This window comes from Psychrobacter sp. Cmf 22.2, from assembly GCF_001921745.1.
GTDB lineage: Bacteria > Pseudomonadota > Gammaproteobacteria > Pseudomonadales > Moraxellaceae > Psychrobacter.
On the sequence record NZ_MRYA01000004.1, the window covers coordinates 143,742 to 163,126 of the forward strand.

Sequence of the window (19,385 nt, forward strand, 5' to 3'; positions counted from 1 at the left end):
TATAGATGGTGAGGCGATTGATAGCGATGGCAATGTAAAGTAGATATTTATAATAAGCTGATATGAAGGGCGAAGATAATACCTACACTTCTAAATGCTGCTAAAATAACGCAAGTACTTAGAACGTAATGGTTGAGTAAAACCGTTTATAGTAGCTATTTATACATAGCAAAGACATCTGTAGGGATAAGATTTAGCATGGCATACAAAAAACGCTTTGATACCAGTAGCGCCTATGGTCAGTTGATCATCTTGGTGTTTTTACCGATATGCGTATTGGCGGCAGTCGGTGGTATTCTCGTTTTTCATGAAACGATGCGTGCTAGTGAGTCAGAGCAAGAAGCATTAGCTGAGGCTGTATTGATTCGTTATAAGCCTATGGTTACTGAGCTGATCCCTGCATTGCTAGTGCAAGAACGTCAGCGATCAAAAGCCAATGAAAAAAATTCGCAAGATATGATTGATAATATGGCAGCAGCCAGTCAAGCAGCACTTGAAAACAATATTCGGCCTGAGTATCTGCCGTTATCACAAGTACATTCGGACCATTATATTAGTGCTCGCGGAGGCAGACTAAGTAGTACAGTGCTGTCAGAAGAAGCGCTTGGAGGAGTGTCTACCTCTCACTTATCGACTGCTGCAGTCATTGATGAAAGTCTCAATGAGACAGCAGACGCTCCGCAAGGGGCGATGGCGACATTGGTATCGATTCGCGATAGGCTCAGTCGTATGCAATCAGAGCAGCATGTACAACGCATCGCCATTATCAATGAAAATAATCAGGTACTTGCAACAGTCGGCTATGGGGTGAGTGAGAGTTGGCCTCTAATCGATGCGTCAAAGAGTTTTTTATCACAGCAATCAACGCCTATTGGTACAGCTTATGGCACTGTATTGGGTGATTTTGAAGGGCATAGATTGTGGTTGCTTGTCGATATGGATAATGAACCACTTTATATTGCACGTTATCGTATCGCGATGGCGCTGGTCATTACTGGTCTTTTCACTATCTTAATTTTGCTATTAAGTCTCAATATCTATGCTAAACGCTGGATTGCGCCTATTTATGAGCTGCGTTTGCAGCTGCAGCGTACTCATGTGGACAATTTATACAAGCCTATTCCCGTTGAGTCTGATGGTGAGTTAAACTTATTACAACAAGACTTGGTTAAGACGTTACGGCGCTTGCACAGCAGCTTTCAAGACTTAAAAGACCACGCTGAGCAAACCGAAGACGATCTGCGTCTGGCTTTTGACGAGATGGAGATGCAAAATATTTCTATCAGAAATGCTCGAGATGATGCGATCTCAACCAGTCAAGCCAAGTCTGCATTTTTAGCCAATATCAGTCATGAGCTGCGCACGCCGCTAAATAGTATCGACGGATTTATTAATTTGTTGGCGCGTCACGGTGAGCTAAATCCTGAGCAAGACTTGTATGTGCATACCATTCGTAAATCGTCCGCACATCTACTGGCACTGGTAAATGATGTCTTGGACTTCTCCAAAATTGAAGCAGGAAAACTGGTACTTGATCGTCACGAGTTTGACCTTTATGACACCATTTATGACGTGGTCGATATGCTCTCTCCTGTATCGGCAGAGAAAGGCCTACGTATGGCTGTGCTATTTTACAACGATGTGCCGATGCGAATCGTGGGTGATGCCCTGCGCCTCAAACAAGTTTTAACCAATCTTGTCGGCAATGCCATTAAATTTACTGATAGCGGTGATGTCGTGGTGCGCGTAAGCTTAGATGATCATCGCGATAATCATCTAATGATTAGCGTCCAAGATAGTGGCAAGGGGATATCTCTTGCAGACCAAAAGATGCTGTTTCAAAGCTTTAGTCAAGGCGATCCCTCTATCACGCGTCAGTATGGTGGCACAGGATTGGGCTTGGTCATCTCTAAGCAATTAACACGTCTTATGGGCGGTGATATTGGGTTTTATGACAATGCACAAGAGAATATAGCCAATCAAGGAGCAACATTTTGGTTTCGTATGCCAACTCATATCGATGTATTGGAAGCTGCTACTGGTCAAACCATTGCCTTACCAGTACTTGCGCCACTGGCTAGTGCAAATGACGAATTCAATGTATTGGTCTGGATCAATCACATTGCTTCAAGACAAGTCCTCAAAGCCAGTCTGCAAGCTCTACCTATCAAACTTACTCAAGCCAACTCGCTACCTGGTGTGCTTGAATCTTTAAAAGAGCGTGGCAATTATTGGGATTGGGTAATCGTCGATAATGATACGCAAGATGACATGACAGCACTGCTCAAGCAAATTCGTTTGCACTATCAAGGTAAGCTTGCTGTGTTTGGCTATCAAGTTGCCGCTGATCAGGCATTATTAAACCGCTATCATGCCAATGTCTTATATGAGCCATTGGATAAAAGGCAGTTATATGCCATGCTCGATACTCAAAAGAAAAGCGAACCGGTCGCAGCGCAAGCACCGCGCTGGCATGGCATAACTGTGCTGGCGGTAGACGACCATCTGCCCAACCTTTTGGTATTAGATGCGCTTCTTAGTGAGCTTGGTATCCATGTCATCACTGCCAATAGCGGCTTTGATGCTATCGAATTGATCAGCAAGCAGCAGGCCAAAAATATAAAAAACGCCAAATCTGCTCAACAAAGCTTATCCAACAAAACACAGATATCAAAAGCTCAAGCTCGCGCACAAACCCATGTGTCATCCAATGCTGCCTCAACGATAGACGCAAATACAGAAGATAAAACATCGACCCATTCAAAAAGCAACTCACAAGATAGACTACAGGATAAAGACCGTATCGATCTTATTTTTATGGATATTCAAATGCCGCGTATGTCAGGTCGTGAAGCGGCGCAGCAAATCCGTAAAATAGAGGTTGGTGACAGCTATATTCCTATTATTGCCCTAACGGCTCATGGATTATCTGATGAGCGCGATAAGCTGCTTGCAAGTGGTATCGATGATTATGTTGGCAAACCAATTAGCCAGCCGCAGTTATTACAAGTGCTACAAAAATGGTTGGGACGCACGTCAACGTCGCAGCATTTATTACAAATAGCATCTACTGATGCTGCAGATAGTATGGCGTCCAATGCTGTAGACGATACCAAAGTCAAAAGTCCACCTGTAGATAAAACCGTACCACGGCCGCTCTCTTTAAAGAAAATTCGTGACGACTATATGCGAGATATTCAACCTCGCGATGAGTATAGACGAGAACCCCAACGGGCGACTCAGCCTCGTTATCAAGGCTTACAGTACCAAAACCAGCTGCATGAGGACACTCTCATCGAACAAGATGAGCAGTCACAAAGCTACTCATCAGAACAGGCACAGCAGGAGTATGGTCCAAAAAACAGCAGTATAGAAGGGTTGGAGATACTAGATTGGCAAGATGCGTTGACACGTTCGGCAAACAAGCCGGATCTGGCCGCCAAGCTAATCATTATGATGATCGATACAATAGCAGATGAAAAAGAAGCCTTAGCTCAAGCATGGCAAGCACGCGATCGAAACATGCTGGCGCAAGTTGCACATCGTATTTTGGGTGCCAGTCGCTATACTGGTGTACCGCAGTTACGTCAAGCTAGTCAAGATTTGGAAGATAAATGTCTATTAAATGTCCAACATACTACGCCAGCACAGTTTGCTATGCTCAAGCCATATTATGAAGATTTGTTGCTTGCGCTTACCAATTTACAAACGCTTGATCTGTCGCCATATCCGCAATTGAACTATCATCGCTTAAGCGAAAATGATATGACTTGGAAGATGATATGATTTAAAAAAGGATCTGATTTAAAAAAGAATCTAGTGGAAGAAGTTATCAAAGTAAATGTCTGGTTAGCGGCGGCTTGAGCAAAGAGCTAGATATTATAGAACGTTATGGCTAATAGAAAATTGCTACCTTCACAGTCAGTTATTCGCACGGCATAGCAGATATAAGCCTGTTAAGATTAATAAAATATAACTGCTAAAACGAACATCAAATTATCATCCAAACTGCTTATTAAGGATTGTTATGCATGCTATCGCCGCTTATCAATATGAAACCCTACAAGTTAGCGTTACCGAAAATATTGCCACCGTCACTATAAATCGTCCTCAAAAAAAGAACGCTATGAGCTTTAAAGTGGTTGATGAGCTGATTGCTGCTGCTGGACATATTAGTAAGGATAAAACGCTACGTGCTGTCATTCTTAATGGTGCTGAGAGGACGTTTTGTGCTGGCATCGATTTGGGTGATTTGAATCATCCTAAAAATCAAGCGTACGCTTTTTGGGAATTAATTAAACCTCACCAAAGCCTATTTCAGCGGGTTTGCTTGGTCTGGCGCGAGGTGCCAGTTCCTGTAATCGCTGTATTAGAAGGATACTGTATCGGCGCAGGATTGCAGCTGGCACTGGCTTGTGATGTGCGTATCAGCCATCCTGATTGCAAACTATCTATTATGGAAGCCAAATGGGGGTTGGTACCAGACATGGGACTGACGCAATCGGCGCTAGGGGTCGTGCGTGCAGACGTGCTAAAAGAGCTGGCAATGAGTGCGCGTACCATTGATGCTGAGGAGGGGAGAGCATTGGGGTTGGTTAGTCATTGTAGCGAGTCGCCACTACAACAGGCACAGCTGCTGGCCGCTGAGTTCGCTGAGCGTTCTCCTGATGCGGTGCTCGCAAGTAAGCGTGTCATCAATGCCATGTATCAGCAGTCGCATACCACGCTATATAAAGAAAAAATGTGGCAGTTAAAACTTATGTTAGGACGAAATCGTAAGCTTGCGCTCAAAAAAGCCAAAGAAGCCAGTACAGCATTTAGCAAACGCCAATTTCGTTAATTTGACTCCCAACTTATGGCGTTATCTTGGTTAGTGTTTAATTATTGAGGTTTGTTCTATTAACGGTGTACGTCTATTGAAATACAAGCAGATAGTACGATATAGGACTGTCCGCTTGCATATTTGTAATGATAATAAATTAGATATGCATCATTGTTTTTATCAGTGATTTCTGTCAACAAATAGGATCATTTTATTGATAAAGTTTATATTGGATAAAAACAATCGAAGTATCAACGACAATCTTTGTATAGAATGGTCTCACTATGTCTGCTCCAAAATCCTCTTTGCCCAATAAACCTATTACTGCTGAGCGTGTGCGTTCTGCTGATCTGCCTGTTGCCTGGATTATGATGCTTGGGCTGATTGTGGCAATAGGGCCATTATCTATCGACATGTATCTGCCGGCTCTACCATCGATGGCAGATGATTTTGCTGTAACCACAGCATTTATGGCCAACTCTGTACCGGCTTACTTTTTTGGTTTGGTATTTGGACAGCTGTTTTATGGTCCTTTTAGTGACCGTGTTGGTCGTGTCAAACCTTTATATATTGGCATGACCCTATACGTTATTGCATCGATAGTTTGTGCCACGACCAGTAACGAGTATGTGTTGTTCGCTGGGCGGACGCTACAGGCACTTGGCGCTTGTGTGGGTGCTGTCGTCACTCGCGCAGCGATACGTGATCGACTTACCGCCAAACAAACTGCCAAAGCTTTTTCTATTATGATTTTGGTAATGGGACTGGCACCTATCTTAGCGCCATCTCTTGGCGCGCTATTCTTACAATTCTTTAGTTGGCATTCTATTTTTTGGTTTTTAGCGGCTTTTGGAGTGCTTAACTTACTGTTAACTAAGTTTTTCTTTTTTGAAACTCTCACAGAAGAAAATCGTAATGTACGTCCTGCTAAAGAGGTGCTCAATCAGTATTGGAGCCTATTAAAGGATCAAAACTTTAACTATCCAGCGATTGGTGGCGGGCTGTTGATGGGTGCAATGTTTGTCTATATTAGCTCAGCTTCTGAATTAATTATGGACACGTATGGTGTGTCAGCGACGCATTTTGGTTGGCTCTTTGGTATGAATGCTGCAGGGTTTGTGGCGTTAACTCAGCTTAATCAATGGCTCACCAATCGCTTTCGTATTTTGAGTATCTTACGTTTTGGTGCGATGATGCAGGTGATTTCTGCAGGCGTACTATTTTTAGTTGGGATTTTTCTTGGTACGGATGCTTGGCTACCGCTTGTTTTAAGCTGTATCTTCTTTTGTATTTCAGGTCTTGGTCTGACTCAGCCAAACGCTTCTGCCATTGCGTTGGCGTTTCAAAAACACCGTGCTGGTATGGCGAGTGCATTACAAGGCTCTTTGATGTTTTCAGTCGGTATTTTTGGTGGGTTATTATTGAATCTGTTTCCAGTCAATCCTGTACTTAAGATTGGTATTGCAATGTTTGCCTTAATGAGTCTGGGCTGTTCTTTAATTTGGAAAATAGATCGTAACTTAAATCTTGAAGATACAGATTGAAAATTTTATTTACAGTTTTTATTTAAAAGCATTCAAGTGACTAATAGGTGATGGATGCTTTTTTTATACCTTTAATAAAAGATATATTACAATAATTTATATATATCCCAAAAATTTATTTTATTCAAATAGATGGGTAAAACTTCCAAATAACTTGTGTTATCTGCCTTTTATCATACTATTCGTCCATTCATCTAATTCTTTCTATGTTTCTAGCTATCCTAAAATTACTGAATTAATATCGAATGTAACGGTTTGTATTTCTTATTACAAAAAAGTTATATACAAATTTGTTGGTTTGTTAAGGAAAAAGTTACTAATATCTTTTAATTTTCAAGGATGAGTTATGAAGACATTATATAAAGTACTTCCAATGATGCTAGGCGTAGGTTTGTTTGGTTGTAGCAATGCTAACAACGCGACCACTCAGGACAATGTAAATACCAACAGTACTACAGCTATTAAAGATAACAATGCGTTTGTAAGTAAATTGCCTGATACTGCACCGACAGTCAAGCTATCCACTGACGCGCAGTTTGCTCCTTATGGTTTTAATGATGAGTATGGAAGTGTTACTGGATTTGATATTGATCTTATGCGTGAGATTGGTGAGGATCAAGGATTTAAAGTTGAAATCTATAGTGATCCATGGGAAGAGGTATTTGAAAACTTAGATAACAAAACTCGAGATATGCTTGCAGCGGCTGTACCATATAGTACGGAGCGTGACAAAAAGTATTTACTGTCTGACCCGTATGCACCGCTACCATCAAGCTTAGTGTATTTAGATGAGTCCTTAAATCTCACCTCTGTAGACGAATTAGACGATGTAAAGATTGGGGTGCTTAGCGATACCGTACAGTATGACTACTTTAGTAGTGGTGAAATCAATGTTGAATCTGTTAGCCCATATCCGTCAACCTTTTTAGCAGTAAAGGCTATGGTGCGAGGTGAAGTTGATGCAGTTGCCGAAGATGCGGGTGCCCTTCGTTATCTTATGAATGATTTACCTGATTTGGAGCCAAAATATTTTGATTATGAAGATATCCATGCAGAGAGTGCATACAAAGTACTGCTCGTTGAAAAGGGACAGCCTGAGTTACTTGAAAAGGTAAATGCTGGCTTAAAGAGTCTAAAACAAAATGGTACTTATGCCACTTTAACCATAAAATGGTTTGGTGAAGATCTGACGCAAGCTGTATCGGAACAGCGTAAACCAAATACTTAATATCAACAAACTTAAAAATACTCAATTAACTAAAAGCACTCTGCTAAAAAGCATTCATACGTATTAATCGTATGAATGCTTTTTTTATCACATTTGAACTTATCTAATACTGTTTATGTATACATGAACGTTATTATATACAAATTTATCAGGTTAATGATAACGATTATCAATTACCACTCGCTTACCTTGATTGCTATTACAAAGTTACTTGAGTATTATTCATTGTAAGTTTGTGTAATAAATGTACTGCGAGTTCAACGTGTTATTTACCTATTCATTCTATATCGTATTAGGTGAAAAATATGGATTTGATATTTATTTTTTGAAGCTGTAACAGTCAATATCTATTCGAGCTTATGACAGTTTATTAATTCAAAAATACAAAAGATGTTTATAAAAAATCATTTTGTATTAAATAAAGAGTAAATGTTGAATACGAAAGCGCGATAAGTGCGATTTATTAAACCGTAAAACCTCCCTATTTTTCAAGGATAGATCATGAAACAGTTATACCGAGTACTTCCTATTGCATTAAGTGTGGGTTTGTTTGGTTGTGGCAATTCTAACAACGCTAGCAATACAAGTACGCAAGAAAACGCAACAACGACCAGTCCAACAGTGGTAGAAAACAAAGATACTTTTGTTAGTAAATTACCTGATGACGCACCAGTAGTTAAAGTGGCGACGACAGGTACAATGCCTCCGTTTTCTTTCCAAGATGACTATGGAAATATGCAAGGTATCGATATTGATGCTATCCGTGCTATTGGAGAAGAGCAAGGCTTCAAAGTCGAGTTTTATAAAGAAACTTGGCAAGACATGTTTGATAGCGTAGAGTCTGGTGGCCGTGACTTAGCGGTATCAGGTATCTCTTATAAAGACGATCGTAACGTAAAGTATGGTTTATCCACACCTTACTTTTTTAACCCATCAGCCATGATGTACTCAAATAAAGACTTAAACTTAAAGCGTTTAGAGGACTTAGGAGGACTACATGTTGCTGGTATGGAAGGTGCAAAACCTGTAGAGCAACTAAAAGAAATTGGCAAATATGGTGAGCTTTCTACAAGAACCACAGCCTTTTTACTATTTGAAGACCTACTGCAAAACAAGGTCGACGTTATCCTACATGATTTGCCTATTTTGCAATATACCGCTAAAACTCATCCAGAATATGAAGTGACTATCGTACCGTATGAAGGTGAAGATACGCCTTCAGCGCAGCAAGTTGTACTAATGGCAAAGGATAACACTCAGCTTATCGACACTGTTAATGAAGGTATCACCAAACTTAAAGCAGAAGGAACGTTTAAGACAATCGAAGAAAAATGGTTAGGTGAAGCTCAACCTGACGCCCAAACTACTGAGCAGGCAAACTAAAGGACTTTTAACATGGCAACCACACATAATGTTGATAATAAACGTTATCAAGGTCTGATTATATCAATTGCATTGTTCTTGTCGTTGATTGGTGCTTTACTTGCATTTACGTTTTATACCTCAAGTTTATTAGAAAGAAACACCGTACTAATTGACCAAACCAACCAAGTTGCTAACAGCGCACAGGCGGTGATTAAAGACTTGTTTGACTTGGACAATAGCTATGGTGAGGATACCAACTCTCCCCACATGCAGCGAGTTTTTGAGCGTTTAGAACAAAATACAGCATTGATTACAAACTCTATTACTGCTATCGGACAAGGTGGTACGATTACTGATATCGACGGCAATACCTATGACTTACCGCAAGTCGATAGCAAGGCACAGGCCGATATCGCTGCAGCCAATGAGCAGTGGCAGCTTTTAGAGCCTAAAATTCAGGCGTATCTAAAAGATGCTGATAACATCATGGTTGACTCTGCTGATGAGTTGACCCAAGCAGTTGAGCAGGCAAAGACGTCAAGTTTGTTTATTAACGACTCTTTAGATGACCTAACTGATAACGTATTTACGAGTGCTGAAAACCAAGCCAACACTATTCGTCTAGTGCAGATACTTGGTGTTGCAGCTATCTTCGCTTACTTCTTGATCTTTGTATTCTTCTTTGTACGTCGTCTACGTGAAACAGATGCTGAGGCATTAGCAGCACGTCGCGAAACCCAAGAGATTATGCAAACGGTTAATACCGGTCTGTTCTTGCTTGATAAAGATCTAAATATCGGTCAGCAGCATTCAAAAGCCCTCAATAAAATCATTGGCTCTGATAACTTGGCAGGAGAAAACTTTGCCAGTGTATTACGTGGGCGTATCTCTGATAAAGATCTCACGACCACACGTCAGTTCGTTGAGCAGCTATACAACCCACGCGTTAAAGAAAAACTTGTCAACGATCTAAACCCGCTGCATAAGGTATTACTACATAATACTACTGGCGAACATGGTTCAGACAGCCGCTTCTTAGACTTTAGGTTTTCACGTGTTTATGAAGATAAAGATATCGCTCGTATCTTGGTCAACGTCAACGATGTATCGGACGCTGTTCATCTAGAACAACGTCTAGAAAAAGAACGTTCACAAAATGATATGCAGATTGAGATGTTAACGACCATCTTAAACGTAAATCCAAAAATCATTAATGAGTTTATCACTAACACCAAAACGCATATTGAAAAGATCAACAATATCTTAAAAAATCCTGGCAGTACGCAATATGAGCTTGAAGTTAAATTAAACGCTATCTATCGCGAAATGCATAGCTTAAAAGGTGAGGCCTCAGCATTAAAGCTACACAGCTTTACTAAGATTGCATCAGAAGCAGAAGATCAGCTTAATGTGCTACAAAATCAAGGCAAGCTATCTGGTAATGACTTCTTACCTCTAGCGGTGCATTTAGATGACTTACTGAGCTTGTCTAACACTATTGAAACACTGGGTGAGCGTATCAACCGTACAGCGCCAGCGAGTACAGCGTCAGATGTGCATGAACCAGTAGTTCAAAACCAAGCAACAGATCTGTCAATAGATGGTTCAGAAATTGCAGGCAATGAGATTGACTTAGATGAAGAAGCTGACAATCATTTGTTAGATTATTATCATGACTTTGCACAAGACATCGCAGCCAGACAAGGCAAGCAAGTACAGCTTGATAGTGCGACTTTAGGTCAAGTCAAGATACCAGAACGCCTTAAAAAGACTGTAAAAGAAATCAGTATTCAGCTGTTACGTAATGCTGTGGTACATGGTATTGAAGCGCCTGATGTACGTCAATCAGCTGGCAAGCCCGCTGTCGGTACAATTGGTCTTGAGATGCAAAGTAGTGGTCAAGATTTTATTGTGACTCTACAAGATGATGGTCAAGGTATCGACTATGATGGTATTCGCGAGAAGTTAGTCAAACAAGGTCGTTTCGATGTTGAAGAGGCGAACCAACTTGATCGTAATGGTCTACTAAAACATCTGTTTTCTTCTGGTTTTTCTACAAAAGAGGATGCTGATGAAGATGGTGGTCGCGGTGTTGGTTTAGACATCATCAAAGCTCAAGTAAAAGAATATGACGGTAAGCTCAATGTAAATAGTGAGCACGGTAAGATGACACGTTTTGTCATTACGCTGCCTAACGCTTAATTAAGGATAATAAATACGTTATGTATAAACTAATGATTGTTGATGATTCCAATATCATTCGAAACCGCATCCAACGGGCTTATGACTCAGGGAACTTTATGTTGGTTGCTACGGCCACCAGCGGCGTTCAAGCTATTGAGAAGTTCAATACACACCGCCCTGATGTTATTACTATGGATTTAACCATGCCACAAATGGATGGTCTTGAATGCATCGAAAAAATCATCGCTATTGATCCTAATGTACGAATCTTGGTGGTATCGGCTTTGTCAGATAAATCTACGGGGATTGAGGCGTTATCGCTTGGTGCTAGTGGGTTTTTGTGTAAACCCTTTTCAGAAGAAGATCTCGTAGAGTCTTTGTATGAGCTGGTGCAAGACTAATATCATCCAACGACCTAAGCAGATGTCATTATGAAAGAACAAAAGCTACAGATTTTTTTGAGTATTATTAGTAACTATTTCAATCAGTTTGGTGGATCAGAGCTTATCGCTGATACGCCTTATCTGTTAGAAAACAAGCAGCCAAAGGTCCATGACTACACAGGTGTGATTGGAATATCAGGCGTCCAAAAAGGCGTGGTATATTTTTCGGCAACGCGCGAATTACTGTCCTCTTTATTAAGTAGTATGGGCGAAACTGAAAATAGTGAAGAAATTTACATGGACCTTGCAGGTGAGGTTGCCAACACTATCGCTGGCAATGCGCGTAATGAGTTCGGAGCAGAGTTTCATATCTCTGTACCATTCGTGTTTAAAGGAGCACCGCAAAGTATTGTATTACCTAGCGATGAGCGTTCTTTTATTATTCCTATTACTTGGCTGTCACAAGTTGGCGAAATTGTGGTCTGTCTGCAGGATTAATCATATTGCTGACATGTGTTGAATATGGACAATAATATATTATGGTTAAAGTAGAAAAGTTAGGTGTGTTCCTAAGTTCGATTAATGCATTTTTTGCACAAATCGATGACGCACAGGTGGCTGTTAATACCCCTTATTTGAATAACAACAAAACCACTATCGGTTATGATTATAGCGGTGTTATTGAAATATCAGGTCCTCTTGAAGGCTGCGTTTATGTGAGCGCTCCTAGCAACATGTTGCGACAAGTGATTAAAATAATGGGTGAGCCTGATTCATCGATTACAATGATGAAGGACTTACTTGGCGAAATGGCCAATACGATATCTGGTAATGCTCGTACCGAGTTTGGTCCAGAGTTTATTATCTCACCGCCTCATATCGTTGAAGGTGTACCAAGTGTGTCCTATTTGCCAAAAGAGCGTCATAGTTATATTACAACCTTTACATGGCGTGGTTATGAAGCAGTCATAGGTATTTGTATTGCTTAATCCAATTAACAAACTGGTCATCATCAAAAAACGACGTATAGACGTCGTTTTTTTGTGCGTGCTTAATTTTTAGTGTTTTCTAAATAAGTTATTGGTTTTATTGCCTGTTATCTGAATATAAAGAATATATCGTCAAAGTAGTTGTTTATAATTGATAGCCAATTATGATAAAATACAGCGCAGCTATTTTTAGAGTTTGCTTGTTTTTTAAGTAATAGCTCAATTTTTAAATCAACCAATGACACACACATCACGGTAAAAAATTACTGGGTGTTTGGCGACTTGATTAATTTGCATATAGTAGATAATGACGATATGACTCTAAAGCAGAGGGTATCGCCAGCGAATGCGTGTCGCTAGATAGGTAATTTTTGTGATGTGGAGGCATAACCCAACCAACAGGACATTTAACATGGCTACAAATAATCCAACCAAAATTGAAATGCGCGACTTATTACAAGCCGGTGCTCACTTCGGTCACCAAACACGCTTTTGGAATCCAAAAATGGGTCCTTACATCTTTGGTGCACGCAACAAGATTCACATCATCAACTTAGAGCATACTGTAAAAGCATTTAACGAAGCTTTGACTTACGTAAATGGCTTAGCTGCTAAGAAAAACAAAGTATTGTTTGTTGGTACTAAACGTGCTGCGAGCGGTATCATCCGTGAGCAAGCTCAACGTGCCGGTATGCCATACGTTGACCATCGCTGGTTAGGTGGTATGTTGACTAACTGGAAAACTCTACGTCAGTCAATCACTCGTCTAAAAGAACTTGAGAAGCAAAGCGAAGATGGTACATTTGCTAAGCTAACTAAGCGTGAAGCGTTAGAGCGTACTCGCGATATGGAAAAACTTGAGCGTTCATTAGGCGGTATCAAAGATATGGGCGGCCTACCTGATGCAATCTTTGTCGTTGACGTTGATCATGAAGCGATTGCAATCAAAGAAGCTAAGAATCTAGGTATTCCAGTTATCGGTATCGTTGATACAAACTCTAACCCAGACAACGTTGATTACATCATTCCAGCAAACGACGATGCTATTCGTGCTGTGACTCTATATGTGTCTTCTGTTGCTGATGCAATTATCGCTGGCAAAGAGTATGCACAGACTCAAGCTGGTGGCAAAGCTGACCAAGAGCAAACTGCACAGCAAGCATCTACGACTGAAGAAGCATCAGCTGAAGATAAAGCAGACGCCACAACGCCAGCAGAATAAATAGCTAATCGTTAAGGTCTAACGTTATAAGGATGTTTTGATAGTGTATCTATCTGCATCCATATTAGGTTATTAACAACGTACAAGCTTACAATAGGCATGATGCAGTTTTACTCGTCATGCTTTGTTGTTGATGGATAGCTCGTTAATAGCTAAATATTATCGTCTATGTTTTCTTCTGTTATATGTAGATAGTAAAACATCAGCAAAAGTTAAGCTCCTCATACATAACAATACTAAGGTGACTCTTATGTCAGAAGTAAAAGTATCCGCCAAAATGGTAAAAGAATTGCGTGACCGTACTGGTCTTGGCATGATGGAATGTAAAAAAGCCCTACAAGAAGCCAATGGTGATGTCGAAGTTGCCATCGATAACTTGCGTAAGTCTGGTCAAGCGAAAGCGGCTAAAAAAGCAGGTAACATCGCAGCTGACGGCGCTATTATTATCGCTCAAGGTGATAAAAAAGCATTCTTGTTAGAAGTTAACTGCCAAACTGACTTTGTAGCAAAAGATGACAGCTTCACAGCGTTTGCAGAAAAAGTTGCAAACCTTGCTCTAGAAAACAACGTGACTGACGTGGCTAAAATCTCTGAATTGCCTTATGGCGACGGTCAAACGGTTGAAGAAGCACGTGTATCTTTGGTACAAAAAATCGGTGAGAACATTCAGGTTCGTCGTGTCGAAACTATCGAAGGTGATAACATTGCATCATACCGTCACGGTCTACGTATCGGTGTTGTAGTATCGTATGAAGGCGGCAGTGAAGAAACGGGCAAAAACCTTGCTATGCATATCGCAGCGTTCAACCCTGCAGCTGTCGATGCTGAAGACGTCTCAGCTGACGTACTAGCACGCGAAAAAGACATCATCGAAGCAAAAGCTAAAGAATCTGGTAAGCCTGACAATATCGTTGAAAAAATGATCGAAGGTGGCCTACGTAAGTACCTAGACGAAGTAACTTTGCTACGTCAACCGTACGTCATGGACAACGACAAAAAAGTTGGCGATGTATTAAAAGCTGAAGGCGTAAAAGTACTTGGTTTTAAACGCCTAGAAGTTGGTGAAGGCATCGAGAAGAAGCAAGAAGACTTTGCCGCTGAAGTTGCTGCTGCTCAAGCTGCTAGTAACTAAGAGATACTGTCTATTAGAGACTATGAATGTTAAATGCTAAGTAGATTTATATTTAACATCATAAACTGGCTCTATTTGAATGACGAAGTAAAAAATGAAAAGCCCGCTAACGAATTAGCGGGCTTTTTTGTGGGCGGGTTTTAATGTTGTAATCTGTATCCCACTTTTAGTATCAGCGCAGCGCAGCATAGGCAGAGTTAGCATAGCTGGTACTACCAATGTTATTACTAGTGCCATAACTGATAGTTTGCATCCCACCATTATTGTCATTACTATTGATGGTAGCATTATTGTTAGCGCTCATAGTATTGCCAGTCAGACCTGAGTCATTTTTATATAAGCTATGATAACGACTCATCACTTTTTTGACATAATTACGAGTTTCTTTAAAAGGTGGTATACCATTGTATTTATCGACGTTACCTTCTCCTGCATTATAACCTGCAATCGCAAATTCGACATTATTATTAAAGCGGCGCATAAGCCAAGCGATATATTTGGCCGAGCCTTCAATATTGTCAGCAGGGTTCCAAGGATTGCTAACCTTAAATCGTCTAGCAGTAGCTGGCATCAATTGCATAAGTCCTTGTGCTCCGACAGGAGAACGAGCGTTTGGATTAAAAGCTGATTCAGTATGCATCATCGCTTTCATCAGACCTGGATCAACGCCATGCCGCGCTGCAGAGGCGCGAATATAGCTATCATAAGCATTGCGACTACTACTTCTGCTAGCAGAACTACTACCATAGTTATTGCTATTACTATCACCGTCATACATCTTTGAATCTTTATAATAAGTCACTTTTACTTTCTTAGTAAACTTATCAAAATTACCAGTCGGATTGACGTTTGTTAAGAGAACTTGGCCACCCTTGTCTTTATATATATACATATTACCAGCATGAGCGGTAACTGACAGAGTAGATAGAGTGATAGCAGTCAATATAAAAGGAGACAGAAAACGATTAAATAGAGGGGCAATGTTTATCATAGAAAATATCACTTTTTATCGAATAACAGCAAATTGCTCTGCTTATAAGCGCAACGTTTTGCTTAATAAAGCTATCATTGGCGACTACTAAAATTCATACTAAAGACAACGATAAATAGTCGACAAAAATTACGTCTAACAAAAATTACTTGTAATAGATACAAAAGATAATAGTTGCTTACTATAACATAAAATAATTTTCGACCCTATAATTTTGATTAAAAATGCTTACTCAGTATTCTTTGAATTTGTAATAAAAGCTTAGGAAAATCAAATATTAACATTATTATTGTTTTAGATAAGGTGAACGATAAAGAGTAGGTACGTGTGTATATGACGTGGTTATAAGGCAATAAAAAAAAGTCAAGGACAGATGGCTATATAAAATCATGTATTTTTTACAGACATAAGTTTGCAAATTAACACAGCCTGTATCGGTTTTGAGAATAAGTAACCTTATATACTTCGTGAGCTCAGATTTTAGATACCTAAGGCACTGATAAAGATAGGTACCCAAACCGCTGTCAGTAGACCATTGACCGCCAGTCCAAAGGCCGCGTAACGCCCAGCCGTATGGCTGATCTGCCAAGCTTCTACTGTACCAAAAGCATGGGCTGCCAATCCCAACGCTAAGCCTTTCGCACGGTCATCATCTATACCACGAAATAAGAACCGAGCTAACATCCCACCTATTAATCCTGACACAATGATAATTAGATTGGCCATTGCTAAAGGTGCTTTTATCAGATCTGCCACGCTAAGGCCAATAGGAGTCGTCACAGAACGGGTAGCAAAAGCCAATAGAGTGTCATGACTTAAGGAAAACATATAGGCCAATGACATAGGTAGCAGCGCGCCGACCACACTAGCGATGACTACAATCACGATCAAGCTTTTGACAGGCAATCCTTTAAAGCTCATGGCTGCTAATGGTACAGCTAATAGCACGGTTACGTAACCTAATAAATGGTCAAATACAGGCTTGGCAACCGCGTAATAATTGTCATAATCCCACTGTAAAATAAACAAAAACACAATGACCAAAATAAGCGCAGTAATGACCATTGGTAACCACGATATTTTCCGTGCCAATACACGGGCTATCACATGGGCCGCTAGCGTTAGTAATATCGCTGCAAAAGTAGCTATAAATACACTATCAAAGCTCATACTTTCTCTCCTAAGCTTATTGTGATTCTTTATGCTGAATAATAGTGTCGTTATCGATACTTGCACGGTTACTTAACCAACGATTGGCAAGTAGACCAAGTCCCCAAAGCGGTAATAGTGTGCTGATCAAGATAGTCATCATGACTCCCCATAGCTCATCACCTAACGCGAAAAGCAATAAACCTGCGCCAGCTGAGACGGGTAAAAAAGCAAAGCCACTATCGACCAATAGTGTGTTACTCGCTTTGGTCAACCAGTTTGGTAAACCTTTGAGCATACGCCATGCAATAAGAATAAAAAACATCGCCACCAGCCCAACCACATTAGCGGCTTTTTCAATACCTGCCCACTGACAAACTATAACAGAGGACTCACGAACCACAATAACCATGATTAACGTCAATATTAAGGCAATCCATGGAGGCACAGTCGAGGAGTGGGTAGCTTTCATAAACAATCCTTGCCGAAATAGCAATCAATCGGTGTCATCAATAAGGTAGGAGTTGCATTATTAGCGCAGAAGAGGGCGCCATAGCATAAAGTGATAAGCAAATCGCAACAGTAACGAGGTAATAGTACTTCTATCGACTTTGTGCTTGATTATATACATGTTGGATAGACTAAAAAAGGCTTGCACAAGCGAATGTCGCAAGTATAAGCCTTCTTTAGACTAATCTTATAGATTTCATTTGGCTTATTAAGACGATGAATCGGTAGCTGGTGCATCATCAATATCAACAGGCTCATGGGTCTCTTGGCTATCCGTATTTTTAAAACCATTGTCACCATCACCTGCCGCCTGCTCAGCGCTAATAGCCTGTTCAAATGGTTCAAGTGTAGGCATTAATAGGGATGCCTGCGCTAATGGTAAGACATCCAGTGGTGATAAGTTTGCTTGCCCTAGTATTTGCTTGAGCCTGTCACTTGGCAGACGAATGGTTAGGCATTCGTGTCCTGTCTCATCGTAGCTTTCTGCTTGAATAACCCCCAACTCATAAAGCGTGTTTTTGAGCTGACCGGCATCATAAGGAAGCGTCAAGTCAAACGTCGTCAATGTGCCCGTCAATAATTGCTGCACAGCAAGTGTCAACTCTTCCATACCTAAGTTATCTTTTGAAGACACATAGACGCGGTTGGGTTTACCTTCAGTTGCGTAGCCTATATGCGCAGGCTCACCGGTTATATCGATTTTGTTATAAACATTGAGTACGGGAACATCGTTATCAATCTCAGCCAAGACATCTTTAACTGCTTGAATTTGCTCATGCATATCTTCACTAGATGAATCAATAACATGTAATAATAAATCAGCTTCTAATGTCTCCTCTAAGGTTGCATGAAACGACTCTACCAACTCATGCGGCAGATGACGAACGAAACCTACAGTATCAACAAGCACAACTCGACCAACACCTTGCCAGTCCAAGCGGCGTAGCGTAGGGTCTAAGGTTGCAAACAGCTGATCTGCTGCATAGATGTTCTCATCAACCAAACGGTTAAACAAGGTCGACTTACCCGCATTGGTATAGCCGACCAAAGAGATGGTAGGTACATCTGACTTTTGACGTTTGGCTCGACCTTGAGCTCGAGTTTGCTTTACTTTATCAAGCTTGTTTTTCAACTGATTGACGCGCGTCTGTAACAAGCGGCGATCAGTCTCAAGCTGAGTCTCACCCGGACCACGCAGACCAATACCACCTTTTTGGCGCTCCAAATGCGTCCAACCGCGTACCAAGCGAGTAGACAAATGGTTTAACTGCGCAAGCTCTACTTGCAGCTTACCTTCATAAGTACGCGCACGCTGAGCAAAAATATCTAAAATTAAACCGGTGCGATCAAGTACGCGGCATTTTACTAAAGTTTCGATATTACGCTCTTGTGAGGGTGATAAGCTGTGATTAAACAAGACAATATCGGCATCATGTTCACGAACCAGTTCAGCGATTTCTTCAGCTTTACCACTGCCGACGAAGTATTTGGCATCGGGTCTTGAGCGTGACCCAGTGACTAGTGCCAGTCGATCAGCCCCTGCCGAATCTGCCAACAACTCAAATTCACTTAGATCATCAGGATCTTGGATTTGACGAATGTCTAAATGTACGATAATGGCGCGTTCGCCACCTGAGTGTCTTTCAAAATATTCCAAAAATTCTCACCTATAAATAGAGTAAATAAATCGCTACTATTTTATAAAAATATAGCATGTAAGCAGCGTTCAGTTAAAGCCTATATGTGGCCTGATGTCTTGATATTAAAGCGTATAAAGATAATTAGCGATGTTTTTATGTTACAGCGCTCTTAGTACGACTTGTTACAAGTAATATTGTTGTTTTAAATTTTTTATTAATAGAGGTA

At 40.6% G+C, this 19,385-nt stretch carries 15 protein-coding genes; 11 read left to right on the plus strand and 4 right to left on the minus strand.

Annotated features, from left to right (window positions below; translation table 11 throughout):
* The first annotated feature begins 198 nt into the window (after positions 1-198).
* From BTV98_RS09265 to tsf, 11 genes are all read left to right on the plus strand, one after another.
* Positions 199-3,786, plus strand: a complete 3,588-nt coding sequence (locus BTV98_RS09265; protein ID WP_058368159.1) for an ATP-binding protein — start codon at positions 199-201, stop codon at positions 3,784-3,786.
* 241 nt (positions 3,787-4,027) lie between these two features.
* Positions 4,028-4,840, plus strand: coding sequence for a crotonase/enoyl-CoA hydratase family protein (locus tag BTV98_RS09270; protein WP_058368160.1), 813 nt, complete (start codon positions 4,028-4,030; stop codon positions 4,838-4,840).
* Positions 4,841-5,106: 266 nt separating this feature from the next.
* Positions 5,107-6,366 (plus strand): multidrug effflux MFS transporter, encoded by a 1,260-nt coding sequence (locus BTV98_RS09275; protein ID WP_075103454.1) that lies wholly within the window; start codon positions 5,107-5,109, stop codon positions 6,364-6,366.
* A 346-nt stretch (positions 6,367-6,712) separates the two neighbouring features.
* Positions 6,713-7,594 carry an ABC transporter substrate-binding protein gene (locus BTV98_RS09280; RefSeq protein WP_075103455.1) on the plus strand — a complete coding sequence of 294 codons (882 nt, stop codon included), beginning with the start codon at positions 6,713-6,715 and terminating at the stop codon, positions 7,592-7,594.
* 501 nt (positions 7,595-8,095) lie between these two features.
* Complete coding sequence (locus BTV98_RS09285; RefSeq protein WP_075103456.1) at positions 8,096-8,977, plus strand: ABC transporter substrate-binding protein; 882 nt, start codon at positions 8,096-8,098, stop codon at positions 8,975-8,977.
* A 12-nt stretch (positions 8,978-8,989) separates the two neighbouring features.
* Positions 8,990-11,161 (plus strand): ATP-binding protein, encoded by a 2,172-nt coding sequence (locus BTV98_RS09290; protein WP_058368166.1) that lies wholly within the window; start codon positions 8,990-8,992, stop codon positions 11,159-11,161.
* A 20-nt stretch (positions 11,162-11,181) separates the two neighbouring features.
* On the plus strand, positions 11,182-11,544 hold the full coding sequence (locus BTV98_RS09295; RefSeq protein ID WP_058368167.1) for a response regulator: 363 nt from the start codon (positions 11,182-11,184) through the stop codon (positions 11,542-11,544).
* A gap of 30 nt (positions 11,545-11,574) precedes the next feature.
* Complete coding sequence (locus BTV98_RS09300) at positions 11,575-12,024, plus strand: chemotaxis protein CheX (RefSeq protein ID WP_058368168.1); 450 nt, start codon at positions 11,575-11,577, stop codon at positions 12,022-12,024.
* Between the two features lie 41 nt (positions 12,025-12,065).
* Entirely contained in the window at positions 12,066-12,515 is a 450-nt protein-coding gene (locus BTV98_RS09305) for a chemotaxis protein CheX (protein ID WP_075103457.1), read from the plus strand.
* Positions 12,516-12,927: 412 nt separating this feature from the next.
* The gene (gene rpsB / locus BTV98_RS09310) at positions 12,928-13,737 is read left to right on the plus strand and encodes a 30S ribosomal protein S2 (protein ID WP_058368170.1); all 810 of its coding nucleotides are present in this window, start codon (positions 12,928-12,930) and stop codon (positions 13,735-13,737) included.
* A gap of 250 nt (positions 13,738-13,987) precedes the next feature.
* Entirely contained in the window at positions 13,988-14,869 is an 882-nt protein-coding gene (gene tsf, locus BTV98_RS09315) for a translation elongation factor Ts (protein ID WP_058368171.1), read from the plus strand.
* Between the two features lie 172 nt (positions 14,870-15,041).
* Here the strand turns inward: tsf and BTV98_RS09320 are convergent, their stop codons facing one another.
* From BTV98_RS09320 to hflX, 4 genes are all read right to left on the minus strand, one after another.
* A complete protein-coding gene (locus BTV98_RS09320; protein ID WP_058368172.1) occupies positions 15,042-15,860 on the minus strand; it encodes a lytic transglycosylase domain-containing protein in 819 nt (272 codons plus the stop codon).
* 480 nt (positions 15,861-16,340) lie between these two features.
* Positions 16,341-17,030 (minus strand): LrgB family protein, encoded by a 690-nt coding sequence (locus BTV98_RS09325; RefSeq protein ID WP_058368173.1) that lies wholly within the window; start codon positions 17,028-17,030, stop codon positions 16,341-16,343.
* Between the two features lie 16 nt (positions 17,031-17,046).
* Positions 17,047-17,481, minus strand: coding sequence for a hypothetical protein (locus BTV98_RS09330; protein ID WP_058368174.1), 435 nt, complete (start codon positions 17,479-17,481; stop codon positions 17,047-17,049).
* 246 nt (positions 17,482-17,727) lie between these two features.
* Positions 17,728-19,176, minus strand: coding sequence for a ribosome rescue GTPase HflX (gene hflX, locus BTV98_RS09335; RefSeq protein WP_075103458.1), 1,449 nt, complete (start codon positions 19,174-19,176; stop codon positions 17,728-17,730).
* Between the last annotated feature and the right edge of the window lie 209 nt (positions 19,177-19,385).

Coding starts and splice junctions, on each gene's coding strand:
- BTV98_RS09275 (WP_075103454.1), top strand. CDS start 5,107: ATGTCTGCTCCAAAATCCTCTTTGCCCAATAAACCTATTACTGCTGAG.
- BTV98_RS09280 (WP_075103455.1), top strand. CDS start 6,713: ATGAAGACATTATATAAAGTACTTCCAATGATGCTAGGCGTAGGTTTG.
- BTV98_RS09270 (WP_058368160.1), top strand. CDS start 4,028: ATGCATGCTATCGCCGCTTATCAATATGAAACCCTACAAGTTAGCGTT.
- BTV98_RS09305 (WP_075103457.1), top strand. CDS start 12,066: ATGGTTAAAGTAGAAAAGTTAGGTGTGTTCCTAAGTTCGATTAATGCA.
- rpsB (WP_058368170.1), top strand. CDS start 12,928: ATGGCTACAAATAATCCAACCAAAATTGAAATGCGCGACTTATTACAA.
- BTV98_RS09265 (WP_058368159.1), top strand. CDS start 199: ATGGCATACAAAAAACGCTTTGATACCAGTAGCGCCTATGGTCAGTTG.
- BTV98_RS09290 (WP_058368166.1), top strand. CDS start 8,990: ATGGCAACCACACATAATGTTGATAATAAACGTTATCAAGGTCTGATT.
- BTV98_RS09295 (WP_058368167.1), top strand. CDS start 11,182: ATGTATAAACTAATGATTGTTGATGATTCCAATATCATTCGAAACCGC.
- BTV98_RS09320 (WP_058368172.1), bottom strand. CDS start 15,860: ATGATAAACATTGCCCCTCTATTTAATCGTTTTCTGTCTCCTTTTATA.
- BTV98_RS09330 (WP_058368174.1), bottom strand. CDS start 17,481: ATGAAAGCTACCCACTCCTCGACTGTGCCTCCATGGATTGCCTTAATA.
- tsf (WP_058368171.1), top strand. CDS start 13,988: ATGTCAGAAGTAAAAGTATCCGCCAAAATGGTAAAAGAATTGCGTGAC.
- BTV98_RS09300 (WP_058368168.1), top strand. CDS start 11,575: ATGAAAGAACAAAAGCTACAGATTTTTTTGAGTATTATTAGTAACTAT.
- BTV98_RS09325 (WP_058368173.1), bottom strand. CDS start 17,030: ATGAGCTTTGATAGTGTATTTATAGCTACTTTTGCAGCGATATTACTA.
- BTV98_RS09285 (WP_075103456.1), top strand. CDS start 8,096: ATGAAACAGTTATACCGAGTACTTCCTATTGCATTAAGTGTGGGTTTG.